Source organism: Mycolicibacterium sichuanense (genome assembly GCF_033741125.1).
GTDB lineage: Bacteria > Actinomycetota > Actinomycetes > Mycobacteriales > Mycobacteriaceae > Mycobacterium.
The window spans coordinates 715,364-730,751 of the sequence record NZ_JAWQPU010000001.1; the positions used below are offsets into that span (position 1 = coordinate 715,364).

The 15,388-nt window shown below is 69.1% G+C and carries 18 protein-coding genes; 7 read left to right on the forward strand and 11 right to left on the reverse strand.

Annotated elements, in window-relative coordinates; translation table 11 throughout:
• Positions 1–66: 66 nt before the first annotated feature.
• Together whiB1 and SBI80_RS03455 are read right to left on the reverse strand one after the other, a co-directional pair.
• Positions 67–321 carry a transcriptional regulator WhiB1 gene (gene whiB1, locus SBI80_RS03450; protein ID WP_003893300.1) on the reverse strand — a complete coding sequence of 85 codons (255 nt, stop codon included), beginning with the start codon at positions 319–321 and terminating at the stop codon, positions 67–69.
• Between the two features lie 246 nt (positions 322–567).
• A complete protein-coding gene (locus SBI80_RS03455) occupies positions 568–1,527 on the reverse strand; it encodes a diacylglycerol/lipid kinase family protein (RefSeq protein WP_318973008.1) in 960 nt (319 codons plus the stop codon).
• A 62-nt stretch (positions 1,528–1,589) separates the two neighbouring features.
• On the opposite strand from SBI80_RS03455, the gene SBI80_RS03460 reads away from it, so the two are divergent.
• Positions 1,590–2,009, forward strand: coding sequence for a hypothetical protein (locus SBI80_RS03460; RefSeq protein WP_318973009.1), 420 nt, complete (start codon positions 1,590–1,592; stop codon positions 2,007–2,009).
• Here the strand turns inward: SBI80_RS03460 and SBI80_RS03465 are convergent.
• From SBI80_RS03465 to SBI80_RS03475, 3 genes are read right to left on the reverse strand one after another with little or no spacing between them, the layout of a single operon-like run.
• Positions 1,964–2,443, reverse strand: a complete 480-nt coding sequence (locus SBI80_RS03465) for a GNAT family N-acetyltransferase (RefSeq protein WP_318973010.1) — start codon at positions 2,441–2,443, stop codon at positions 1,964–1,966. The two genes, SBI80_RS03460 and SBI80_RS03465, sit on opposite strands and share 46 nt — an antisense overlap.
• Positions 2,440–3,531, reverse strand: coding sequence for an isochorismate synthase (locus SBI80_RS03470; protein WP_318973011.1), 1,092 nt, complete (start codon positions 3,529–3,531; stop codon positions 2,440–2,442). Before SBI80_RS03470 ends, SBI80_RS03465 begins: the two co-directional genes overlap by 4 nt.
• Positions 3,528–4,139: an acid phosphatase gene (locus SBI80_RS03475; protein WP_318973012.1), complete on the reverse strand. Its 612-nt coding sequence runs from the start codon at positions 4,137–4,139 to the stop codon at positions 3,528–3,530. Before SBI80_RS03475 ends, SBI80_RS03470 begins: the two co-directional genes overlap by 4 nt.
• Positions 4,140–4,227: 88 nt before the next feature.
• Between SBI80_RS03475 and SBI80_RS03480 the strand changes: the two genes are divergently transcribed.
• A complete protein-coding gene (locus SBI80_RS03480) occupies positions 4,228–5,022 on the forward strand; it encodes a ParA family protein (protein WP_318973013.1) in 795 nt (264 codons plus the stop codon).
• Positions 5,023–5,029: 7 nt separating this feature from the next.
• Here SBI80_RS03480 and SBI80_RS03485 read toward each other — a convergent pair whose 3' ends face one another.
• Positions 5,030–6,244 (reverse strand): Rv3212 family protein, encoded by a 1,215-nt coding sequence (locus SBI80_RS03485; RefSeq protein ID WP_318973014.1) that lies wholly within the window; start codon positions 6,242–6,244, stop codon positions 5,030–5,032.
• A 20-nt stretch (positions 6,245–6,264) separates the two neighbouring features.
• Complete coding sequence (locus SBI80_RS03490; RefSeq protein ID WP_318973015.1) at positions 6,265–7,860, reverse strand: DEAD/DEAH box helicase; 1,596 nt, start codon at positions 7,858–7,860, stop codon at positions 6,265–6,267.
• Positions 7,861–8,119: 259 nt separating this feature from the next.
• Between SBI80_RS03490 and SBI80_RS03495 the strand changes: the two genes are divergently transcribed.
• Entirely contained in the window at positions 8,120–8,812 is a 693-nt protein-coding gene (locus SBI80_RS03495; RefSeq protein WP_318973016.1) for a ferritin-like fold-containing protein, read from the forward strand.
• A gap of 10 nt (positions 8,813–8,822) precedes the next feature.
• Here SBI80_RS03495 and SBI80_RS03500 read toward each other — a convergent pair whose 3' ends face one another.
• Positions 8,823–9,710: a hypothetical protein gene (locus SBI80_RS03500; RefSeq protein WP_318973017.1), complete on the reverse strand. Its 888-nt coding sequence runs from the start codon at positions 9,708–9,710 to the stop codon at positions 8,823–8,825.
• 232 nt (positions 9,711–9,942) lie between these two features.
• Between SBI80_RS03500 and SBI80_RS03505 the strand changes: the two genes are divergently transcribed.
• Positions 9,943–10,203, forward strand: a complete 261-nt coding sequence (locus SBI80_RS03505) for a DUF3107 domain-containing protein (RefSeq protein WP_318973018.1) — start codon at positions 9,943–9,945, stop codon at positions 10,201–10,203.
• Here the strand turns inward: SBI80_RS03505 and fasR are convergent.
• Complete coding sequence (fasR, locus tag SBI80_RS03510) at positions 10,200–10,886, reverse strand: HTH-type transcriptional activator FasR (RefSeq protein WP_318973019.1); 687 nt, start codon at positions 10,884–10,886, stop codon at positions 10,200–10,202. The two genes, SBI80_RS03505 and fasR, sit on opposite strands and share 4 nt — an antisense overlap.
• 182 nt (positions 10,887–11,068) lie before the next feature.
• Between fasR and SBI80_RS03515 the strand changes: the two genes are divergently transcribed.
• The 3 genes from SBI80_RS03515 to SBI80_RS03525 all read left to right on the forward strand — a co-directional run bounded on the left by SBI80_RS03515 (position 11,069) and on the right by SBI80_RS03525 (position 14,281).
• The gene (locus SBI80_RS03515; RefSeq protein ID WP_318973020.1) at positions 11,069–12,103 is read left to right on the forward strand and encodes a DUF3152 domain-containing protein; all 1,035 of its coding nucleotides are present in this window, start codon (positions 11,069–11,071) and stop codon (positions 12,101–12,103) included.
• Positions 12,104–12,196: 93 nt separating this feature from the next.
• A complete protein-coding gene (moeZ, locus tag SBI80_RS03520) occupies positions 12,197–13,390 on the forward strand; it encodes an adenylyltransferase/sulfurtransferase MoeZ (RefSeq protein WP_318973021.1) in 1,194 nt (397 codons plus the stop codon).
• Positions 13,391–13,426: 36 nt separating this feature from the next.
• The gene (locus tag SBI80_RS03525) at positions 13,427–14,281 is read left to right on the forward strand and encodes a TIGR02569 family protein (protein WP_318973022.1); all 855 of its coding nucleotides are present in this window, start codon (positions 13,427–13,429) and stop codon (positions 14,279–14,281) included.
• Here the strand turns inward: SBI80_RS03525 and SBI80_RS03530 are convergent.
• Both SBI80_RS03530 and SBI80_RS03535 read right to left on the reverse strand, forming a co-directional pair.
• Positions 14,278–14,574: an MGMT family protein gene (locus SBI80_RS03530; protein ID WP_318973023.1), complete on the reverse strand. Its 297-nt coding sequence runs from the start codon at positions 14,572–14,574 to the stop codon at positions 14,278–14,280. The two genes, SBI80_RS03525 and SBI80_RS03530, sit on opposite strands and share 4 nt — an antisense overlap.
• Positions 14,575–14,577: 3 nt before the next feature.
• Positions 14,578–15,360, reverse strand: coding sequence for an alpha/beta fold hydrolase (locus SBI80_RS03535; RefSeq protein WP_318973024.1), 783 nt, complete (start codon positions 15,358–15,360; stop codon positions 14,578–14,580).
• Positions 15,361–15,388: the final 28 nt, after the last annotated feature.

Here is a 15,388-nt window from a genome sequence, read left to right on the forward strand (position 1 = left end):
TTGCCTGGCCCAAAAATTTACGGCCCCGGTGAAAACCGGGGCCGTAAACGTAGGTATTCGAAATGGCTAGACGCCGGTGCGCGCCTTGGTGCGCGCGTTGCGCCGCTTCAGTGCACGACGCTCGTCCTCGCTCATGCCGCCCCACACGCCAGCGTCCTGACCGGACTCCAAAGCCCAGCTCAGGCACTCCGTGGTGACCGGGCAGCGGTTGCAGACGAGCTTCGCGTCGGCGATCTGCGCAAGGGCCGGGCCGCTGTTCCCCACCGGGAAGAACAGTTCCGGGTCCTCGTCACGACAGACCGCTTTGTGCCGCCAATCCATAGTTACAACTCCTCTTCATGTGCGCAGCAGGGCGCGCGAGTTTTTCTTCGGCTGTTAACGCGTGCACATCAAATGTTTCTGCACTGTTGCAAACGATGCTTCCACAGGCTGAACAGATGTCAATAGAGGCGCGTTAACACGTGGGCAATCTCACTGCGGGACCGGGTTAGCGAACCCCTCATTCGTTTGTACTACACTCAACCTACTTGCGCCCTAAATAACGTCACTTCGGAGCGCATTCGCAGGTCAGACGGTTTTGAGCGGTGGCGCCACCACGTTGAGCGCATCCTGAACCGCCGTGAACGTCATCCTTTCGCGCAGCCCGATGTAGTCGCCGTCGATCTGACACGCCACCGGTGTGTCGGCGGTCACGCGGACCCACGCCACGTCGTCATCACGGATGAGGTGCTTGGCCTCCAGGCGCGGTTTCTTGGACAACATCTGACGCACCAGCCCCAGGTTCGCCCACACGTTCATGCTCGTCGTCGCGAACACGCCAAGGCCCGTCTCGAACGTGGTCGACGGGTTCGTCCAGACCGGCCGCGTGTTGGCGTACGTCCATGGACTGGAGTTGGACACGAACGCGAAGTGCACGCCGGTGACGGGGTCCCGGTCGGGCAGCTCGAGGGTCAACGACGGTTCCCGTCGCGCGCTGGCCAGCACGGCACGCGTGGCCACCCGGATGTAGCGCGCCGCGGTGACCTTGCGGCCCTTCTCCCGTTGCGCCTCCACGGCGGCGACAACGTCACCGTCGACCCCCATGCCCGCGGTGAACACCCCCCACCGGTCGCCGCAGTTCATCAGGCCGATCCGGCGCCACGACACGCCGCGGCGGTAGGCACCGAGGAGGTCGACGAGCTGGTTGGTCGCCTCGACGGGGTCGGAGCTGATGCCCAGCGCGCGGGCGAAGACGTTCGCCGATCCGCCGGGGACCACGCCGATCGCGGGCCCGCGCTCGGGCGGGGTCGGCGAGCAATCGCCGAGGATGCCGTTGACCACCTCGTTGACCGTCCCGTCGCCGCCGTGGACGATCACCACGTCGACGCCGTCGTGGGTGGCATTCCTGGCGATCTCGATGGCGTGGCCGCGGTGGTCGGTGTGAGCGACGGTCAGCTTGACCCGGCTCTCCAACGCGTGGGCCAGCAGGTCACGTCCCGCCGGCGTGGTCGACGTGGCGTTGGGATTGACGATCAGGACGGCACGCACGGGGCTCGACCCTATCCGACCGCCCATCCGCACGCCCTGGCTCGCGCTCTACGCTCATCCGTGTGATCGCACCTCCGCCGCCCAACGTTCGACGGGCCGCCGCCCTGGTGGCGCTGGAGGGCGTCGTCCTGATCGGGGTGGCCGCGGTACTGGTGGTGCGGGCGATCGGCGGGGCGCACGAGAAGGCCATCAGCGGGTACGGGACCGCGGCGTGGTTCGTCGTCATGGGCGCGGCCGTGGCGGGCGCGGGTTGGGCGCTGTGGACCGGCCGCCGCTGGGGTCGCGGCATCGCGGTGTTCGCCCAGCTGCTGCTACTGCCGGTGGCCTGGTACATCGCCGTCGGGTCCCAGCAGTGGTCCTATGGCGTCCCCGTCGCGCTCGTCGCGGTGTGCGCGCTGGGGCTGTTGTTCAGTCAGTCGACGGTGGCGTGGCTGTCTCAGGACTCGGCGAGCGCCGACAGCTCGTCACCGGACACCCGATAGGTGATCCACTCGCTCTGCGGCCTGCCGCCCACGGCGTCGTACAGCGCGATCGCGTTCGAATTCCAGTCCAGCACGGCCCACGTCAGCCGGGTGTAACCGTTGTCGACGCATTCGCGGGCCAGCTTCGACAGCAGCGCCCGCGCCAGCCCGTGCCGGCGGAAGGCCGGCCTGACGAACAGGTCCTCGAGGTAGATGCCTGCCACGCCATCCCAGGTGGAGAAGTTGTAGAACCACAGCGCCATCGCGGCCGGCTCCCCGTCGACCTCGGCCAGGTACGCCTGCACGGTGGCCGGGTCGCCGAAGAGTGCTTGGCGCAGTTGACCTTCGGTCACGGTGCACTCCTCGAGGGCATGCTCGAACTCGGCGAGTTCGCGCACCATGGCGACCAGCTCTGCCTCGTCACCGGCTCGGGCCCGGCGAATCGTCACGGTCACGTACTCACTCCCAACGCGCTCAGAATGGTTCGGAACTTCGTATTCGTCTCGGCCACTTCGTCGTCCGGGTCGGACTCGGCGACGATACCGCCTCCCGACCTGGCCACGGCGGAGCGGCGGTCCGCCGACAGTTCGGCACAGCGGATCGACACCACCCAGGTACCGTCGCCGTCGGCCGTGCACCACCCGACCGCGCCGGCATAGAACCCACGGTCACCCTCCAGGGCTCGGATGAGGTCGACGGCGTCGGCGGTGGGCACGCCTCCGACGGCTGCCGTCGGGTGTAGCGCCAAGGCGAGATCCAGTGCAGTGGCTGATGTTTCGCGCAGGCGGCCGGTGATGGGGGTGTTGAGGTGCCACACCTGCGACGTACGGCTGAGCTCCGGTGATGGCGCGATGTCCAGGTCCGCGCACAGCGGCTTCAGCGCCTCCCGCATCTGGTCGACCACCAGTTGGTGCTCGTGCAGGTTCTTCGCCGAGGCCGCCAGGGCGGCCCCGTTCGACCGGTCGGTCGCCGGGTCGGCCGACCGGGGTGCCGATCCGGCGAACGGTCGGCACGTGACCACGTCACCGCGGCGCGCCACCAGCAATTCGGGGCTGGCGCCAACCAGTGCGGCACCGTCGTGTTCGGCACCCGAGGCGGTCAGGTCGACGAAATACGTTGTCGCCGAATGATCTTCGGCGAGTCGCCGGATCAAGGTGCGGGCGTCGATGGTGCCCTCGCCGATCAGGCGCAGCGCCCTGGCCAGCACCACCTTGTGCAGCGCATCTGCCGGGTCTCGCAGGCGCTCGAGGGCCGCCGCGATGCGGGTCCGGTGCTCGGCGGGCTCTGGTTCGGTGGCGGCGATCCGTACGGCGGGCAGGTCGCGGCTGGGGAAGCCCGGCAGCGCGTCGGTGACGTGGAACCGTTCGGGCCGCATCAGTGCGGCCGGGTGCGTGACGTCGAACGGCAGCGCGCCCACGATGATCGGTGCCACCCCCCGCGCCAGGGCTTCGCGCGCATCGTCGAGCCGCGGGTACGCAGCGTCGATGCCCTCGCCGACGACGACGCCATCGGCACCGGCCAGGACGAAGGACGGTTCGGTCACGCGGGCAGGCAGGGATTGGTGTGACCGGTGAGCCCGAGCGCGGTGATCTGACGGACTCCATGCTCGTATCCGCACACGGCGATCGATGCCGCCGCCATCGACACGCGAATGCCCTCGGAGACCGGCAGTTCCACCCACCGCGCCAGCACGGACCGCGAGAAGTGGCCGTGTCCGACGAACACCACGTCGCGGGATTGCAGGTGAGACAGGGCCAGTCCGACGGCGCGATCGGCCCGCACGGTGACCTCGGCGACGCTCTCGCCGTCGGGGCAGCCGTGCGTCCACACCGTCCAGCCGGGGACCGTCTCGCGAATCTGCGGTGTGGTGAGCCCCTCGTAGGCGCCGTAGTCCCACTCGGCGAGTACGGGGTTCACCTCGTCGATCGTCAACCCGGCCAGCTCGGCGGTGACCAGGGCGCGGTGCCGGGGGCTGGACACCACGAAGGGGTCCTCCAACTGCAGGTCGGCGAGGACGTCGGCGGCCAGCCTGGCCTGCTCCCGCCCCTCTTCGGTGAGCTCCAGATCGGTGCGGCCGGTGTGCCGGCCGTTCTTGGACCACTCGGTCTCGCCGTGGCGGAGGAGGATCAGGCGGTGCCGTTCGGTGCCCACTCCGGCGATTCTGCCTCACGCCGCGCGTCATGCTCCGGGCGCGTACGTGCTTGGATGAAGGCGTGCCGAGCAGAGCGACGGGAATCACATGACGCGGGTACTTGCGGTCGCCAATCAAAAGGGCGGGGTTGCCAAGACGACGACGGTGGCGTCGCTCGGTGCGGCGATGACGGAGATGGGGCAGCGCGTGCTGCTCGTCGACCTCGATCCCCAGGGATGTCTGACCTTCTCGCTGGGCCAGGATCCCGACGAACTCGCGGTGTCGATCCACGAGGTGCTGCTGGGTGACGTCGAGCCGTCCACCGCCCTGGTGACCGCGGCCGAGGGCATGACGGTGCTACCCGCGAACATCGACCTGGCCGGCGCGGAGGCGATGCTGCTGATGCGGGCGGGTCGCGAATATGCACTGAAGCGAGCGCTGGCCAAGCTCGGCGCCGACTTCGACGTCGTGATCGTCGATTGCCCACCCTCGCTGGGTGTCCTGACGCTGAACGGGCTGACCGCGGCCAACGACGTCATCGTCCCGCTGCAGTGCGAGACGCTGGCGCACCGGGGCGTCGGGCAATTCCTGCGCACCGTCGACGACGTCCAGCAGATCACCAATGCCGACCTTCGGATGCTCGGTGCACTGCCGACGCTCTACGACTCCCGGACCACGCACAGCCGCGACGTCCTACTGGACGTGGCCGACCGCTACGGGCTGGTGGTGCTGGCGCCGCCGATTCCGCGCACGGTGCGGTTCGCCGAGGCCAGCGCGTCGGGGGCATCGGTGCTGGCGGGCCGACGGAACAAGGGCGCCATCGCGTATCGCGAGCTGGCGGAATCGCTCGTCAAGTACTGGAAGTCCGGCAAGAAGCTGCCGACGTACGCTCCCGAGATCTGACCGGGGCTCACGGCCCCAGCGCGACCAGCGTGTCGCCGCGCTGCTCCAGCACGGTGGTGCCGGCCACGTTGGGAATGACCGGGGTCGTGCCCGCGGGTCGCGGCACGGCGATGTGGAACTGTCCGGCCCCGGTCGCGGGGTCGAACACGTCGTAGCCGGTGGTGACGGGCACTAGGAGCTTGCCCGCCATCAGCGTGGCGGGACCAACCGGTCCCTGCCCGTTGACCGGACTGACCGAATACCGGTACTTCAGCCCGTTGGTGCCGAACACCATCACGACGTCGCCGGTCCACCACGTCACCAGGTCGCCGGCCCGCGTCGCGGTGGCCTGCGGTGACGCCGGGCCGGGCAGCGCCGTGCTTGCGATCGTGGTGCCGGTGTCGTCGATGACGTTGACCACGGGCGTCGGGGTGGGCACGTAGACGGCGGTGGTGGTGTCGGCGACGGCGATCACCCGGGCGCCGCTATCGGCGGGGACGCCGGGCAGCTGGACGATCTTGCTCTTAGGTTCGTCCTCCTGGTCGCCGGCGGTCAGCAGATTCAGCCGCAGGTCCTTCTGGCCGGGGCAGGCCTGCAGCACCGACACCTGCGACGAATTCGCGGCGGCCGACACCAGCCGGCATAGCGGCTGCGCGGGGACGTTGGGCTTGATCCTGGCGTCCAGCGCCCCGAAGCCGATCATCCGGACCATGTCCGAACGCCATAGCTCCAACCGAGTGTCCCCGGCCGACAGCACCGTCGAACCGTCCGACGAGAGCGTCACCTTGGGATCGGCGTAGGCGGTGCGCGCATAGTGGCGCCGGCCCGTCTGGGCGTCGATGGTGGTCACCTGGCCGCAGCCGCGGTCATCCGGGTACACCGCGACCGCGTCGTTGTAGACGTAGGTGACCCCGCACAGGTCGACGCCGCGCGCGTAACTCCAGAGCACGTCGCCGGTAAGCGGGTCCCGGCCGTCGACCTCGGCGCCGGCGCCGGTGATCACCGCACCGCCGGCCACCACCGGTCGGGTGGTCTTCGGGCTGGCCGCGGTCCAGAGTTCGCGCAGCGTCGCCGGCACGTCACGGGCCGACTTCAGCGCGGGTACGGGTTGCGCGGCGGGCTTGCTCAGCGTGGCCCGCGCGTCGCTGCTCCACCAGATCAGGCCTGCTGCGACGGCGATGACCACGACGATTGCCGCGGCCACCAGCACGTCGCCCCTGGTGCGGCGTTCCGGTTCGACCATTCGAGGGGTGGGTGCCTCGGTCAGCCGGCGCTCGGCGCGGTGGTGTTGTTCGGGCGACGACGCCTGCGACGGCGCCGGGCCGGGGTGGAACCGTCGCCTGCGGGGGCCGCGTCGCCCTCGTCGGACGGCTGGGCCTGGTCGGCGTCGTCGACGTGGCCGGTGGGGGCCTTGCTGGCACCGCGGGTGCGTTGGCGGGTGCGTTCCCGGCTGCGGGCCGGACGCTCGCCGGCGTCGCGGGTCTCCCGGGTTTCGCGCTTCGACCGGTCCTTGGATTCGGTGCTGCGCGTGGCCTTACCGATCGAGCCGCCCGCCTCGGAGGGGATCGACAGCTCCTCGTAGAGGTGCGGCGAGCTGGAGTACGTCTCGACGGGGTCGGGATTGTCCAACCCGAGGGCTTTGTCGATCATCGTCCAGCGGGGCAGCTCGTCCCAGTCGACGAGGGTGACCGCGATGCCGGTCTTGCCCGCGCGGCCGGTGCGGCCGATGCGGTGCACGTAGGCCTGCTCGTCCTCGGGGATCTGGTAGTTGATGACGTGGGTGATGTCGTCGATGTCGATGCCACGCGCGGCGACGTCGGTGGCGACGAGCACGTCCACGTCGCCGTTGCGGAAGCCCTTGAGGGCCTTCTCGCGGGCGGCCTGGCCGAGGTCGCCGTGCACGGCGCCGACCTTGAAGCCGCGCTCGGCCAGCTCGTCGGCGACCTTCTGCGCGGTGCGCTTGGTGCGGGTGAAGATCATCGTCGCGCCGCGGCCCTCGGCCTGCAGGATGCGGGCGACCATCTCCACCTTGTCCAGCGCGTGGGCGCGGTAGGCGTGCTGCTTGGTGTTCTCGTGGGTGGCGTTGGAGTGCGGGGCCTCGGCACGGATGTGCGTCGGCTGGTTCATGAACGTGCGGGCCAGCGTGATGATCGGATCGGGCATCGTCGCCGAGAACAGCATCGCCTGCCGGCTGGTGGGGATCTGCTTGAGGATGCGCTCGATGTCGGGCAGGAAGCCCAGGTCGAGCATCTCGTCGGCCTCGTCGAGGACCAGCACCGACAACCCGCCCAGCTGCAGGTGGCCCTGCTGGGCGAGGTCGAGCAGGCGGCCGGGGGTGCCCACGACGACGTCGACGCCCTTCTGCAGCGCCTCGATCTGCGGCTCGTAGGGACGGCCACCGTAGATGGAGGTGACCGACAGCTTGCGGTCGTCGACCCTCAGGTACTTCGCGGCGTTGGCGAGGTCCTCGTAGACCTGGATGCACAGCTCACGGGTCGGCACGACGATCAGGGCGCGGGGGATGCCGGTCAGCGGTCGCGACTCGTCGGTGACGATGCGGTGCAGCAGCGGTACGCCGAAGGCGTAGGTCTTGCCCATGCCGGTCCTGGCCTGACCGATGAGGTCGTTGCCGGTCATGGCCAGCGGCAGGGTTAGTTCCTGGATGGCGAAGGTGTGCTCGATGCCGCCCTCGGCGAGGGCGCGGACGATCTCCTCGCGCACGCCGAGCTCGGCGAAGGTGGTGGTCTTCGGGGCCGCCTCCGGAGCCTCGACGACGACGTCGATGTCCGGGGTGAGGGGCTCGTGATCGGTGGTGGTGGTCTCTGTGGTTTCGGTGGTGTTCGTGGTGGAAGAAGTCATGCGTTTGCCGACATAACCTTTCGTGTTGTCAATCTCGCGGCGTCCACACGCGCACACGGGTTCGACGAAAGAACGTTGGGGGCCTCGGCTGAACGAACGAATTCGCAGCAGCGGGCCGACCTGAGCCGACGTTGTGTGCGCACATTTCTCGGTAGCGGCGGATGACAGACGTGCCGCTTCCACCTCCATGATAACCGGCCCGGCCAATCAGGGGTCCTCGCGCCCAGTCGGCGCACGTCTCGGCGTCTAGAGTCGAGGCATGACTCCGACGCAGCCCGCGGCCGTGCCCGAGCAGACGGTGAACCCCACGACGGTCGAGCATCCGGGTGTCGAGCAGCTCTTCGCACTGCTGGCATACGGGGAGGTGGCGGCGTTCTACCGGCTCACCGACGAGGCGCGGATGGCGCCCAATCTGGCGGGTCGCATCAACATGGCGAGCATGGCCGCCGCCGAGATGAACCACTACGAGCTACTGCGCGACGCGCTGGCCAAACGTGGGGTCGACATCGTGTCCGCGATGACGAAATATGCTTCGGCACTGGAGAATTACCACCGCCTAACCACGCCGAGCACATGGCTGGAGGCGCTCGTCAAGACCTACATCGGGGACGCGCTGGCCGCCGACTTCTACCTCGAGATCGCCAGTGCGCTACCCGCCGACGCGGCCGACGTGGTGCGCGGCGTGCTATCGGAGACCGGGCATTCGCAGTTCGTCGTGGCCGAGGTCAAGGCCGCGATCGCCGCCAGTGACAAGCAGCGCCACCGCCTCGCGCTGTGGTCGCGCCGGCTGCTCGGTGAGGCGATCACCCAGGCTCAGTACGTGCTCGCCGAACACGACGAACTGGTCGACCTCGTCGTCTCCAGCGGGGAGGGCCTCGGCCGGCTGACCGAGTTCTTCGACCGTCTGCAGAACACGCACGCCTCCAGGGTTCGCGAGCTCGGCCTGCTCTAGCCGGACCGTTCTACTTGGTGCAGCTCGCGATCATCGTGCCGGTGTTCTGCGCCACCAGGGTGGCGCCGCTGGCATCGGAGATCTGGCAGTTCAACTGACCGGTGAGGCTGGTTGCCGTCACCGACTTCAGCTCGACACCGGGATCGAGTGTGACGGACTTGACCCAGGGCAGTGCGACGTTGAACTCGGTCTGCAGCGCGCCCTGCGCGTCGGTGTAGACGATGGTCACCATGTCCAGCAACGGTCGTTTGCCGGTCACCAGGTAGGTGACGGTTTGCGGCGAGACGGGCAAGACCGGCGCGATCGCGGACGGGGCAGCGGCTGCCGGCGGGGGCATGGGCGGGGTGGTCGCGGTCACGCTCGGGGCGATCGTGGTGACCGTCTCCGGTGACAACGGGCCCGTCGGTGCCGGGACGGGCGCCGCCGACGGTGCGAGGGGTGGGGCGGTCGTCTTGACGGCGTCCTGGGGCACGGTGGTCGAGGTGGGAGTGGGAGCGGCGATCGTCTTGGACACCGCGCCGCTGTCGCCGCCACCGAGGATGACCACCGTGCAGATGACGGCGATCAACAGGATGGCGGCTGCGACGCCAGCCACCCAGATCCAGCGGCGGTCGATCGGATCCTCGTACTCGTAGACGTCCTCGTACTCGGGGTCGTATTCGGCGTCGTCGTATTGAGCGGCGTCGTAGTGAGCCGAGCCGTAGGACGTGTCGTAGGACGGCTCGCGGGTGCCGTACGGCGTGTCGTACGCGTCGTAGTCGTGGAGGCTGCCGTCGTCGTAGTAACCGGTCTCGACGTTGCGGTATCCGCCGGTGCGGTGGGTGCGGCCGACACCCGCTGCCTCGGCGTTGCGCGCGGTCGTCGACGTCGGTGGATACGTTGCGAAAGGCCTGTCCATACCGCTTTCCCGTGAGTCGTCTTGGTCGATGCAGCGATGCTAACGAGACGGAAGTGACGCACGAGGTTGACGCGCTGGCCCTCAGGTCACGGTCCGGACTCGGTTGGGACACCGGTCGATTCGGCATCGCGAGGGCTTCGCCGTGCGCGAAGTGGGACCACCGCCGACGCATGCCGGTGACGTCGTCCACTAGCCTTCTCGAGAGAACGATCATCGAAGGGAAGGGTTCAGCGTGGAGGTCAAGATCGGCGTCACCGACAGTCCGCGCGAGCTGGTGCTCCAGAGCGCGTCCACCCCTGCCGAGGTGGAGGAGCTGGTGGCCGCGGCGCTGGGCAAGGACTCGGGCGTGCTCGCACTGACCGACGAGAAGGGCCGTCGCTACCTGGTGGCGAACAACCGGATCGCCTACGTCGAGATCGGCGCTCCCGAGTCGCGCAGGGTCGGATTCGGGATCGGAGCCACGGCTGCCGCGGTGGCCGACAAGCTCAGCTAGAAGCGGGCCAGCGGCACGTGTGACAGTCCGCCCCAGGCGAACTGCACCGTGCCGTCCACCGCGTCGTCCTTGGAGATCGGGCGGTCGGAGTTCAGCCAGTACCGCGCGCAGTCCACGCTCGTCGAGACCAATCCGACCGCGATCATCCTGGCGCGGTGTGCTTCCAGGCCCGAATCACTGCTGATGAGTTCGAACACCGCATCGGTGCAGGCCTCGGTGGCCACCCTCACCTGCGCGGACACCTGCGGCTCGGTGACGTAGTCGTTCTCGAAGATCAGCCGGTAGCCCTGGCCGTCGTGCTCGATGAAGTCGAAGAAGGCCTGCACCGCGGCGCGCAGCCGCTGCCGGTTGTCCGTGGTGGTGCGCAGCGCCTGGCGCACCCCGGAGACCAGGTTGTCCACGTGCCGCTGCAGCACCGCGAGGTAGAGCTCGAGCTTGGACGAGAAGTGTTGATACAGAACGGGTTTGCTGACTCCAGCGCGATCGGCGATCTCGTCCATCCCCGCGGCGTGGTAGCCGCGGTCGACGAACACCTCGCTGGCGGCCGCGAGCAACTGGCCGCGGCGCTCATCGCGGGGCAGACGGTTGCCACGACGGTTGGCGCCGGACGAACTACCTGTCGAACCGTCGCCATTCACCGGTTGGCCACCTTGCCTCTGGGCGGCGTTGGCGATGTCGCTCATCAATCCTCAATCTGGCTGTGCTGCGGTGTTTTGGGGTGCCGAGCGGGCGGGTCCGGATCGGTGGAACCGGTGGCCCATCGGATCGACACTACTACCGCCACTGTGGCGCCCGCCGCATCTGCGCCGGGCGGAGGGTGGCGCGCCACGGCCTGTGATGGCCCGGGCTGTGCCATCCTGGTTCGGTGACCTACGACCCGGGGCGTCGCGGGGGCGGTCGTCAGCCCGTGCTGCGCAACGAGTGGAGGGAACCCTTGCGCGCACAGCGCGACCCGCTCGCCGACGGCGGCGGCCGTCCGCGTGCCAACCGCGACGACCATCAGCAGTGGCGCAAGCAGTCCTGGCTGGGACGCTTCGTGTCGACCTACGGCTGGCGCGCCTACGCCATTCCCATCCTCACCGTCATCACCGTTCTCGTCGTCTATCAGACGCTGACCGGGACGACCGAGCCCATCCCGGTCCGGGCGGACGGGCCGGCACAGGGCCCGCCGACCATCGGGGCCGCGAGCACCGGCATCATCGGCGCCCCGCCCAAGGGGCTGACGCAGTTCGACGCCAACCTGCCGACCGGCGTACTGCCCGGTGGGGGGCCGTTCACCGAGGAGGGCGCCAAGACCTGGCACGTCGTGCCCGGCACGACGCCCAAGGTGGGCGAGGGCACGACGAAGTCCTTCACTTACACCGTCGAGGTCGAGGACGGCGTCGACACCGCGAGCCTCGGCGGCGACCAGGCCTTCGCGCAGATGGTCAGCGAGACGCTGGCCAACCCGAAGAGCTGGACGCACAATCCGCAGATCGCCTTCACCCGCATCGACGATCCCGCGGTCCAGCCGGACTTCAGGGTGTCGTTGACCTCTCCCATGACCGTGCGGGAGGGCTGCGGGTACGACATCCCGCTGGAGGCCTCCTGCTACAACCCCGCCTATCTGGGTGACCAGTCGCGCGTCTTCATCAACGAAGCGCGCTGGGTGCGGGGCGCGGTGCCGTTCCAGGGCGACATCGGTTCCTACCGGCAGTACGTGATCAACCACGAGGTCGGACACGCGATCGGCTATCAGAAGCACGAACCGTGCGCCGACAACGGCGCGCTGGCGCCGGTGATGATGCAGCAGACCTTCTCGACGAGCAACGACGACGACGCCAGGTTCGACCCGCAGTCCGTGCAGGCCGACGGCAAGACGTGCCGGTTCAATCCGTGGCCGTACCCCGTGGTGTCCTGATCCGCGGGGAAGGTCTTCGCGGGCATTGCCGTTGAATGGTGGGGCCTGGTGTGATCGTCATCGGGTACTCACGTCGATACGAGGAGCGAGCCGGTGTCCACACCGTTACCGCCGCTGGTTGAGCCCGCGGCACAGCTCACGCGCGAAGAGGTGTCGCGGTACAGCCGCCACCTGATCATCCCCGACCTCGGCGTCGATGGGCAGAAGCGGCTCAAGAATGCCAAGGTGCTGGTCATCGGCGCCGGCGGCCTCGGATCGCCGACGCTGCTCTACCTCGCGGCCGCGGGCGTCGGCACCATCGGCATCGTCGAGTTCGACGTCGTCGACGAGTCCAACCTGCAGCGCCAGATCATCCACGGCCAGCCCGACATCGGCCGCTCCAAGGCCGAGAGTGCCAGGGACTCGATCAAGGAGATCAACCCGCTGGTCGACGTGCGGTTGCACGAGGTGCGCCTCGAACCCGACAACGCCATCGGCCTGTTCGAGCAGTACGACCTGATCCTGGACGGCACCGACAACTTCGCGACGCGCTACCTGGTCAACGATGCCGCCGTGCTGGCGGGCAAGCCGTACGTCTGGGGATCGATCTACCGCTTCGAGGGCCAGGTGTCGGTGTTCTGGGAGGACGCGCCGGGCGACGAGGACGGCAATGAGCGGGGCCTGAACTACCGCGATCTGTATCCCGAACCGCCACCGCCGGGGATGGTGCCGTCGTGCGCCGAGGGTGGCGTGCTCGGCATCCTGTGCGCGTCGATCGCCTCGGTCATGGGCACCGAGGCCATCAAGCTGATCACCGGCATCGGCGAGCCGCTGCTCGGCCGGTTGATGGTCTACGACGCGCTCGACATGACGTACCGCACGATCAAGATCCGCAAGGATCCCGAGACGCCCAAGATCACCGAACTGATCGACTACGAGGCGTTCTGCGGGGTGGTGTCCGACGAGGCCGCCGAGGCGGCCGCCGACTCCACGATCACCCCGCACGAACTGCGCGACATGCTCGACTCGGGACGCAAGGTGGCGCTGATCGACGTCCGCGAGCCCGTCGAGTGGGACATCAATCACATCGACGGCGCGGAGCTGATCCCCAAGTCGGCCATCGAGGCGGGCGACGGCTTGACCAAGCTGCCGCACGACCGGACTCCGGTGCTCTATTGCAAGACCGGGATCCGGTCGGCCGAGGCGCTGGCCGCGGTGAAGAAGGCCGGTTTCGCCGATGCGCTTCATCTGCAGGGTGGGATCGTGGCATGGGCGCGACAACTCGAACCCGACATGGTCATGTACTGACGGCTGGTTGGCCCGGGCACGCCTTAGGCTGTGCCCGTGAGTGCCGACATGCCGCCTGACCACGTATTGGCGGCGTTTGGGCTGACGGGCGTGCGCCCCATCCCGCTCGGCTCGAGCTGGGAGGGCGGCTGGCGGTGCGGCGAGGTCGTGCTGTCGATGGTCGCCGAGCACGCCCGCGCCGGATGGTCCGCGAAGGTCCGCGAGACGTTGTTCGTCGACGGGGTGCGGCTGGCCAGGCCGGTCCGCTCGAGCGACGGTCGCTACGTGGTCGCGGGCTGGCGCGCCGACACGTTCGTCACCGGAACGCCGGAACCTCGCCACGACGAGGTGGTCTCGGCCGCGGTGCGGTTGCACGAGGCCACCGCGAAGCTGGAACGGCCGCGGTTCTTGACCCAGCCGCCGGGCGTGCCGTGGTCGGACGTCGACGTGTTCGTCGCCGCCGACCGCGCGGCCTGGGAGGAACGCCCGCTGCATTCGTTGCCGCCGGGGGCGATGGTGGCGCCGGGCGGGGCCGACGGGCAGCGCTCCGTCGAGTTGATCAATCAGCTGGCCGCGTTGCGCCGGCCGACGCGCAGCCCCAGCCAGCTGGTGCACGGCGACCTCTACGGCACGGTGCTCTTCGCGGGTTCGGCCGCTCCAGGAATCACCGACATCACGCCATACTGGCGACCCGCGTCCTGGGCGGCAGGGGTGGTCGTGGTCGACGCGCTGGCTTGGGGCGAGGCCGACGACGGGCTCGTCGAGCGGTGGGCGCCGCTTCCGGAGTGGCCGCAGATGTTGCTGCGCGCCTTGATGTTCCGCTTGGCGGTCCACGCGCTGCATCCGCGTTCGACGGCGGCCGCGTTCCCCGGTCTGGCCCGCACCGCGGCGCTGGTGCGGCTGATCCTCTAGAACTGGTGCCGGACTTCGGCCAGCCGTACCCGGCCGTCCCTGGCCAGAACGCCTTCGGCCCTGAGGTTTTCGAGCTGGCGGGTGGCCAGGTGCGGTGCAGGCCGGCCCGAAGCCGTGATCACCCGGTACCAGGGTAGGTCCGAGGAATCCGTCCGCATGATCCACGCGACGATGCGGGGGCTGGAAAGGCCTGCGGCGGCGGCGATGTCACCGTAGGTCGACACGCGTCCGGCGGGTATCGAGGCCACCAGCGCGCGCACCCTCTCCACCTGTTCGTCGGTGATCGCGGCCACCCGTCAGCCCACCCGGTCGCGAACCACCGCCGCCGTCTCGGCCGGCATGGCGTGGGCGACCATGTGATCGCAGTCGAAGTCCATCAGCGTGAAGTCAGCACCCAGTCGAGCGCTCAACGACGCGACGAGCTCGTCGGAGACGTAGGGGGGATCGGTCCGGATGGCGCGAATCAGCGTCGTCGGGGTGCCTTCCCGCGGCACCGCGATCGGCCTGGCCAGCTCGCTCCAGTACGACGTCGTCGCGGGCAAGCTGACCCGCCAGCCGACCCGCCCGTTCGGCAGCTCGACGAGGTGCTCGTCGATGTCGCGCTCCAGCTCGGCGGCGTCGACCTCACCCCACGAACCGGACGCCTTGTCCGCCCGTGCCTCGTCGCGGTCGGCGAAGTCCGGTGAGCTCAGCATCGCGTCGGCGATCTCCAGCATCCACGCACCGTCGAGCGCCACCGCGGGGTCGAGCAACACCAGTCCGGCGACCAGGTCGGGCCGGGTGGCCGCGAGGTTCAGCGCGACGGCGCCGCCGAAGGAATGCCCGACCACCCAGACCGGACCCTTGGCGTCGGTGTCGAGCAGGTGGCCGAGCGCGGCCACGTTGGCGTCGATGGTCCACGGCGCGGCCCACGACGAGCGCCCGTGGCCGAGGAGGTCGGGCGCCAGGATGGCGTACTCGGGCAGGTGCTGGTCGGCCAGGGTCTGCCACCGCTGGCCGTGCCCGGTCAGGCCGTGGATGGCGAGGATCTGGGGCGGCCGCTGGGGGCCGAATCGGCACACGTTCAACACGTCGTTCACGGTGTCGATGCTGCCAGTACCGTCCGGT